A 7081-nucleotide genomic window follows, 5' to 3' on the forward strand; every position below is an offset into this window, starting at 1 on the left:
CGGCTCTGTTGCAAAAATCGTGAAGCTTGAGCATGCTTGGCGGAGATTGGACGGACGGAACGATGACGGATTTCAAGTGGCGCCATTTCCAGGGTGATGTGATCCTGTGGGCGGTGCGCTGGTATTGTCGCTATCCGATCAGCTATCGCGACCTTGAGGAAATGCTGGCGGAACGCGGCATTTCGGTCGACCATACGACGATCTATCGCTGGGTCCAGTGCTACGCCCCGGAGATGGAGAAGCGGCTGCGCTGGTTCTGGCGGCGTGGCTTTGATCCGAGCTGGCGCCTGGATGAAACCTACGTCAAGGTGCGGGGCAAGTGGACCTACCTGTACCGGGCAGTCGACAAGCGGGGCGACACGATCGATTTCTACCTGTCGCCGACCCGCAGCGCCAAGGCAGCGAAGCGGTTCCTGGGCAAGGCCCTGCGAGGCCTGAAGCACTGGGAAAAGCCTGCCACGCTCAATACCGACAAAGCGCCGAGCTATGGTGCAGCGATCACCGAATTGAAGCGCGAAGGAAAGCTGGACCGGGAGACGGCCCACCGGCAGGTGAAGTATCTCAATAACGTGATCGAGGCCGATCACGGAAAGCTCAAGATACTGATCAAGCCGGTGCGCGGTTTCAAATCGATCCCCACGGCCTATGCCACGATCAAGGGATTCGAAGTCATGCGAGCCCTGCGCAAAGGACAGGCTCGCCCCTGGTGCCTGCAGCCCGGCATCAGGGGCGAGGTGCGCCTTGTGGAGAGAGCTTTTGGCATTGGGCCCTCGGCGCTGACGGAGGCCATGGGCATGCTCAACCACCATTTCGCAGCAGCCGCCTGATCGGCGCAGAGCGACAGCCTACCTCTGACTGCCGCCAATCTTTGCAACAGAGCCGTCGCCAGAGAGACGGCGCATTGCCTCCATGACCGGCTGGCGGCTCACGCCGAACTGGGTGCACAGTTCCTCTACAGAGACCGGGGCCTGACCCCGGTTCTTGGACACGCTGAATCCAGCACTTGGTGCTGGGGAAGCGAGATGATCCGAGAATCATGGCCAGGAAGAACTACTCCGAGGAGTTCCGTCGTCAGGCCGTCGACTTGTACGAGTCCACCCCGGGCGCCACGGTCCGCGGCATCGCCGATGACCTCGGCATCGTGCGCGGCACGCTGCGGCACTGGCTCGAGGCGTACGGGACCGGCAAGAAGACGGCCGCTGACGGGACGCTGACCTCCAGCCCACTGCAGTCCAAGAACTCGTCAAAGAGCCCGTCGGCGCCCGAGGGTGAGACACCGGAGCAGAAGATCGCCCGGCTCGAGGCCCGGGTGAACGAGCTTGAGGTCGAGACCACGAAGCTCACCACCGAGCGCGAGATCCTCCAACGGGCGGCCAAGTATTTCGCCGGGGAGACGCGCTGGTGAGTCGCTTCCAGTTCGTCGCCGACAACTCCGCCACCTTCGAGGTGAAGCGACTGTGCGAGCTCGTCGAGGTCGAGCGCTCGTCCTTCTACGCCTGGCTCAAGGCGGCCGCGGCACGCGAGGAGCGCGCCCAGGCCGATGCCGAGCTCGCGACGCGGATTAGAGCTGTGCATGCCGAGGACAACACCCAGGGTGCGCCACGGATCACCGCTGAGCTCAACGACGGCGCACCTGCCAGCGATCGCGTGAACCACAAGCGCGTCGCCCGGGTGATGCGGCTTGAGGGCATTCGTGGCTACGTGAAGAAGCGTCGGGTGCGGACCACGATCCCCGAACCGTCGGGCCAGAAGTACCCCGACCTGCTCAGGCGGGACTTCACCGCCGAGGCGCCGAACCGGCGCTACGTCGGGGACATCACCTACCTGCCGTTGGCCGACGGGACGAACCTGTACCTGGCGACCGTCATCGACTGCTACTCACGTCGGCTCGCCGGCTGGGCGGTCGCCGACCACATGCGCACCGAACTCGTCGAGGACGCGCTGAAGGCCGCTGCCGCGACCCGCGGCAGCCTCGAGGGCACGATCTTCCACAGCGACCACGGGTCGGTCTACTGCTCGAAGGACTACGCCAAGCTCTGCAAGAGACTCGGCGTCACCCAATCAATGGGCGCCGTCGGCTCGTCGGCCGACAACGCGTTGGCGGAGTCGTTCAACGCCACGATGAAGCGCGAGGTACTCCAAGACGCCGCCTGCTGGAGCGACGAGCCGACCTGTCGCCGGCAGGTCTTCAAGTGGCTGGTCCGCTACAACACCCGGCGCCGTCACACCTGGTGCGGCTACCTGTCCCCGTCCACCTACGAGGCCCGCCGGGCCGCTACGCTGCCAACCGCTGCGTAATCACACCCCGTGTCCAAGATCCGGGGGTAGGGCCCACCTTCTCGCCCGGAGCGAGTACTCCGCGGATAATCGCGTCCTTGACCTCGTCGTACACCGTCTCCGCCAGGCGGCGTGCTCGGGGCGTGGGGTGCCGAGCAGGAGGCCGCCCTGTGAGTGAGGGCGGGGCGGCGGGTTGCGAGGTCACGAGCGCTCCTGCGTCGTCGATGTGCTGCATGCGTCCGCGGGTGCTTCCCCGCGAACCTCTGGGCGATGGCGGTCAGCCAGACGCTGTTCCATGTTACAGGCCGGCTCCCTGGGCTCCTCGATCAGAACGTGGGCGGTGTCGTCACCCACATCACGATCGCGGGAACCTCCTCAGGGTTGAGCCATGAGTGCGGACAGGTGCTGGGGAAGAATAGGCAGTCGCCAGGCGTCAGATCGTGGCGCTCGTCCTCGACGAACACGCGAAACGACCCTGACATGACGTAGACGAACTCGTCGCCCTCGTGGGCGTAGCTCCCGTTGCTGCCGCCGCCAGGTTCGACGGTGGTCAAGGTCGCGCCGAGGGTTGGCTGCACTGGTAGGAGCTGTTCGGTCGTCACCTTGTTGAAGGAGTCGCGTACTCGCGCCCGATCGGCCGGGCGCGACAACGTGCCCTTCGTCCCGGTCGCTGTGGAGTTGAGCATCGCCGTCTCGGTGGTGCCATAGAGGCGCAACAACTTCTGAAGAGTCGCGACGCCGGCGCCAACCTGCCCGAGCTCAATCGCACTGACGAAGGAGGTGGACAGCCCCGTCGCGGTCGCCACATCGGCGAGGGTGAGCCTCTGCCCCGGACACCCACACGATCGATGCGCCGGGCGCACTGGATTCGATGCAGGAGCTGCGCGATGTGATCGGGCGCATGCAAGGCGAGCTGAAGTTCAAGCAAACCAGGATCGAGGCGCTGAACTTCGAGATCGCGCGGCTGAAGCGCTGGCGCTTCGGCTCCTCCAGCGAGAGCCTGGAGACGAGCACGCAGGCGGTGCTGTTCGATCAGATCCTGGCCGACACGGCGCTGGAAGACCGCGCCGCCCAGCAAGACCAGAAGCCACCGGTAGCGCCACCCCGGGCCAAAGGCCAGGCGGTGCGCCAGGCGCTGCCGGCGAGCCTGCCGCGCATCGATCACCATCACGAGATCGAGCAGACCCACTGCGAGTGCGGCCAGCCCTTCAAGCGCATCGGCCAAGAAGTCAGCGAGCAGCTCGATTGCGTGCCGGCCCAATTCTTCGTGCTGCGCCATATCCGCGGCAAGTACGCCTGCACGTGCTGCCAGACGATCCAGGCCGCGCCGATGCCCGCGCAGATCATCGACAAAGGCATCCCCGCGCCGGGCCTGCTCGCGCAGGTGGTGGTGGCCAAGCACGACGATCACTTGCCGCTGTACCGGCAGGAAGAGATCTACGCGCGCTCTGGCGTGCACATCCCGCGCTCGAGCATGGCCCAGTGGATCGGCATCTGCGGGGTGCGTCTGGCACCGCTGGCCGATGCACTGAAGGGCTTCATCCTCAGCCACGGTGTGATCCACGCCGACGAGACGCCGGTGTCGCTGCTGGCGCCGGGGCGCGGCAAGACCAAACGGGCCTACGTCTGGGTCTACCGCACGACCAACTTCGTGGCCCAGCGCGCGGTGCTGTTCGACTTCACCGCCAGCCGCGCCGGCGAACATCCGCGGCGCGTGCTGCGAGGCTTCGGCGGCACGCTGGTCAGCGACGATTACAGCGGCTATTTTGGGCTTCAGGCGCAAGGCGTCAGCGCCGCACTATGCTGGGCCCACGCGCGGCGCAAGCTGTTCGAGGCGCACGAGTTCAACGCCAGCCAGATCGCCGGCCAGGCGGTGGCGCTGATCGCAAAGCTGTACGAGGTCGAGCGCGAGGCGCGCGAACTCGAACCCCAGGCACGGTGGCTGCTGCGCCAGCAACGCTCCAGGCCCATCGTCCAGGCCCTGCACCTCTGGCTGACCGGGCAGCGCCAGAAGCTGGCCAATGCCGACGTGACGGCCAAGGCGATCGATTATTCGCTGAGCAATTGGCGCGCGCTCACGCGCTACCTGGACGACGGCGACGTCCCAATCGACAACAACGCGGCGGAGAACGCGGTGCGCCCGCTGTGCGTTGGCCGCAAGAATTGGCTTTTTGTAGGCTCGCAGCAGGCCGGCGAGCGCGCTGGCGTGGTCATGAGCCTGATCGAGTCGGCCAAACTAAACGGGCACGATCCCTGGGCCTACCTCAAGGACGTCTTCGAGCGTCTGCCCACGCTCAAGCAGCGCGACCTCGCGCAGCTGCTGCCGCACAACTGGCGGCCTGCCACCGACATCGCCGTGCCAAACGCGGCGCTCGCCGCCGCCGCGTAGAACCATCCTTCAACACGCCGTCATCGACGGCGCAAGGGTGTCGTTCGCGGAACGCTTACCCACCTCTTTGTGCCACGCGGCACCAAAGTGCCCGCAGAAATCGCTGCGGTGTGCGAAGCCAATGTCGACGTCGCTTTGATCGAAAAGCATTGGGATAGTCTGGTGCACCTGGCAGCCTCGGTCATGAGCGGACATGCCAGTGCGGTGGCAGCTCTTGCGCGGTTCGGTTCTGCCGCCCAGGGCGATCCAATCTATGAGGCTGGCGTGCAATTGGGGCGGTTGCTGCGTACGGCGTTTTTGGCTGACTACTTTGTCAAGGACGCTTTCAGGAACGAGTTGCGCCGGGTGCTCAATCGGGGCGAGGCTGTTAACGCCCTCAAGCGCGCCATTTATACCGGCCGGATCAGCCCGGCGCAGGCCAAACGTGTCGATGAAATGCAGGCTGTGGCCGATGCGTTGAGCCTGATGGCCAACATCGTGATGGCGTGGAATACCTCACAGATGCAGGCGGTCCTGGATCGCTGGTCGAACCGCCGCCAGGTCATTCCACCGGAACTGATCGGGAAGATTGCGCCCACCAGGCTGGAGAGCATCAACTTGCGGGGTGTGTTTCGCTTCCCGGTTGACCGCTATGCTGACCAAATCCTGCCTTCGCGGCCAAATGCATCGATAACTGGCACCAATGGATGAAACCGACCACGGTTTGACGCCACGAATCGCAGATTTGAAAGTGAACAGGAAAGTCAATGAAATCAACGATCTACCAACACCACCTCCGCGCCAGTGCTAGCTTTTCGTACCGTCACTTATTGCACTGAAAACGAGGAGACCCCGGGCAAGAACACCAATGTGTACCTGGGCTCAGCCGAACTCTCGGCCATCTGCTCCAAGCTGGGCCGTATTCCCAGCAAGGAAGAATATCTGGCCGACGTGGGCGTCATTAACCAGAGCAGCGACAAGATCTACCAGTACCTGAACTTCGACCAGATCGAAGAATATGTGGAGAACGCCAAGGAAGCGACTGCCTGAGCGGCGATGGCTCCCTGAAACAACAAACGGCCCTTCGGGGCCGTTTTGCTGCGTAGCCTGGCTGAGGAGAAGTCTGCAGAATGCTGTGTATTTACACAGTATTTATGCCAGCCACCTCCAAGCCCAAGCTCTACAACCCGCGCCACCCCGAGCGCACGCTGCTCTACCAAACGGTGGCCGAGCATTACGAGACCTGGCTTGATCTGGCCAGCGCCGGCCAGTTCGACGGCCAGGGCGACCACCGCAGCCCCAAGCCCTATGTGCGCCAAGCGTTTGCCAAGTACCTGGAATGCGGCATCTTTGCCCACGGCTTTGCCCGTGCCCGCTGCGACGACTGCGGACACGACTTTCTGGTGGCCTTTTCCTGCAAAGGCCGGGGCGTCTGCCCCTCGTGCACCACGCGGCGCATGGCCGAGACAGCGGCACACCTCACCGACCACGTCTTCCCCCGCCTGCCAGTGCGCCAGTGGGTGCTGTCGGTTCCCAAGCGGCTGCGCTACTTTATGCAACGCGACAGCGTGGTGCTGGGCATGGTGTTGCGCATCTTCTTGCGCGTCATTGAGCAAACCCTGCAAGCCAACAGCCCATGCGCAGCGCATGCGAACAAGGCCGCCCTGCACATCGGTGCAGTCGCCTTCATTCACCGCTTTGGCTCCAGCCTGAACGAGCATGTGCATTTCCATGTGTGCGTGGTCGATGGCATGTTTGAGGCGGTGGCAGGGGAGGCGAGTGAGCAGGGCACCCGCACCACAGCGATCAGCGTCATGTTTCACCCGGCTATCGGCATCGACCCCGAAGCGGTGACCCAAGCCCAGGTGAGAACGGCGGAGCAATATTCGACCACGGTAGCGGCGGGATAGTCCTGCTGCGGGCGGCGTAAAAGTCGTCCACCTTGAAGCCTTTCTGCCGAGTCAGGGAGGTGTGGGGATCTACAGCGTGGAACTTTATCTTCAGGTCCGTCTGGCTTGCGCGGATGGCATGAGCCAACGGGCGGCGGCGAAGCGTTTCAATGTGTCGCGCGATACGGTACGCAAGATGCTGTCGTTTTCATCGCCGCCGGGTTACCGGCGCCAGTCCGTACCGCAGCGCCCGAAGCTGGACGGGTTTGTGGCGATCATTGATGGATGGCTTGAGGGTGACCGCAGTGTCCCGCGCAAGCAACGCCATACGGCGAAGCGGGTATTCGACCGTTTGCGCACCGAGCATGGTTTCACCGGCGGCTATACGATCATCAAGGATTACATCCGGGAGCGCGAACAGCGCAGCCGGGAGATGTTCGTGCCGCTGGCGCACCCTGCGGGAGATGCGCAGGCCGATTTCGGGGAAGCGCTGGTGGAGATCGGCGGGGTGGAGCAGAAGGCCTACTTCTTCGCGCTCGATCTGCCG

At 64.1% G+C, this 7081-nt stretch carries 6 protein-coding genes and 3 pseudogenes; 7 read left to right on the top strand and 2 right to left on the bottom strand.

Features of this window, described 5'->3' with window-relative positions; translation table 11 throughout:
- The first annotated feature begins 62 nt into the window (after positions 1-62).
- The gene (locus tag V474_RS23525; RefSeq protein ID WP_001389365.1) at positions 63-827 is read left to right on the top strand and encodes an IS6-like element IS6100 family transposase; all 765 of its coding nucleotides are present in this window, start codon (positions 63-65) and stop codon (positions 825-827) included.
- 18 nt (positions 828-845) lie between these two features.
- On the opposite strand, the gene V474_RS27010 is transcribed toward V474_RS23525, so the two are convergent.
- Complete coding sequence (locus V474_RS27010; RefSeq protein ID WP_082699994.1) at positions 846-989, bottom strand: GntR family transcriptional regulator; 144 nt, start codon at positions 987-989, stop codon at positions 846-848.
- A 47-nt stretch (positions 990-1036) separates the two neighbouring features.
- Between V474_RS27010 and V474_RS23535 the strand changes: the two genes are divergently transcribed.
- Positions 1037-2298 (top strand): IS3 family transposase gene (locus V474_RS23535; protein WP_148649538.1). Its coding sequence is split into 2 segments (ribosomal slippage): positions 1037-1385 and positions 1385-2298, totalling 1263 coding nucleotides; the frame shifts between segments, so codons are not numbered across the junction.
- Positions 2299-2603: 305 nt separating this feature from the next.
- On the opposite strand, the gene V474_RS23540 is transcribed toward V474_RS23535, so the two are convergent.
- On the bottom strand, positions 2604-3140 hold the full coding sequence (locus V474_RS23540) for a cupin domain-containing protein (RefSeq protein ID WP_082699995.1): 537 nt from the start codon (positions 3138-3140) through the stop codon (positions 2604-2606).
- A gap of 8 nt (positions 3141-3148) precedes the next feature.
- Between V474_RS23540 and tnpC the strand changes: the two genes are divergently transcribed.
- The 5 genes and pseudogenes from tnpC to V474_RS23565 form a co-directional block, all read left to right on the top strand.
- Positions 3149-4666 carry an IS66 family transposase gene (tnpC, locus tag V474_RS23545; protein WP_059153614.1) on the top strand — a complete coding sequence of 506 codons (1518 nt, stop codon included), beginning with the start codon at positions 3149-3151 and terminating at the stop codon, positions 4664-4666.
- A 60-nt stretch (positions 4667-4726) separates the two neighbouring features.
- Positions 4727-5356: pseudogene (locus V474_RS23550) on the top strand (Tn3 family transposase); the annotation flags it as partial.
- Between the two features lie 93 nt (positions 5357-5449).
- Positions 5450-5695 (top strand): hypothetical protein, encoded by a 246-nt coding sequence (locus V474_RS23555; protein ID WP_041836468.1) that lies wholly within the window; start codon positions 5450-5452, stop codon positions 5693-5695.
- 104 nt (positions 5696-5799) lie between these two features.
- Positions 5800-6528, top strand: a pseudogene (locus V474_RS23560) (IS91-like element ISCR23 family transposase); the annotation flags it as partial.
- Positions 6529-6631: 103 nt separating this feature from the next.
- Positions 6632-7081 (top strand): annotated as a pseudogene (locus V474_RS23565) (IS21 family transposase); the annotation flags it as partial.

Origin of the sequence: Novosphingobium barchaimii LL02 (genome assembly GCF_001046635.1) — a bacterium.
In the GTDB taxonomy this organism is placed as follows: Bacteria; Pseudomonadota; Alphaproteobacteria; order Sphingomonadales; family Sphingomonadaceae; genus Novosphingobium; species Novosphingobium barchaimii.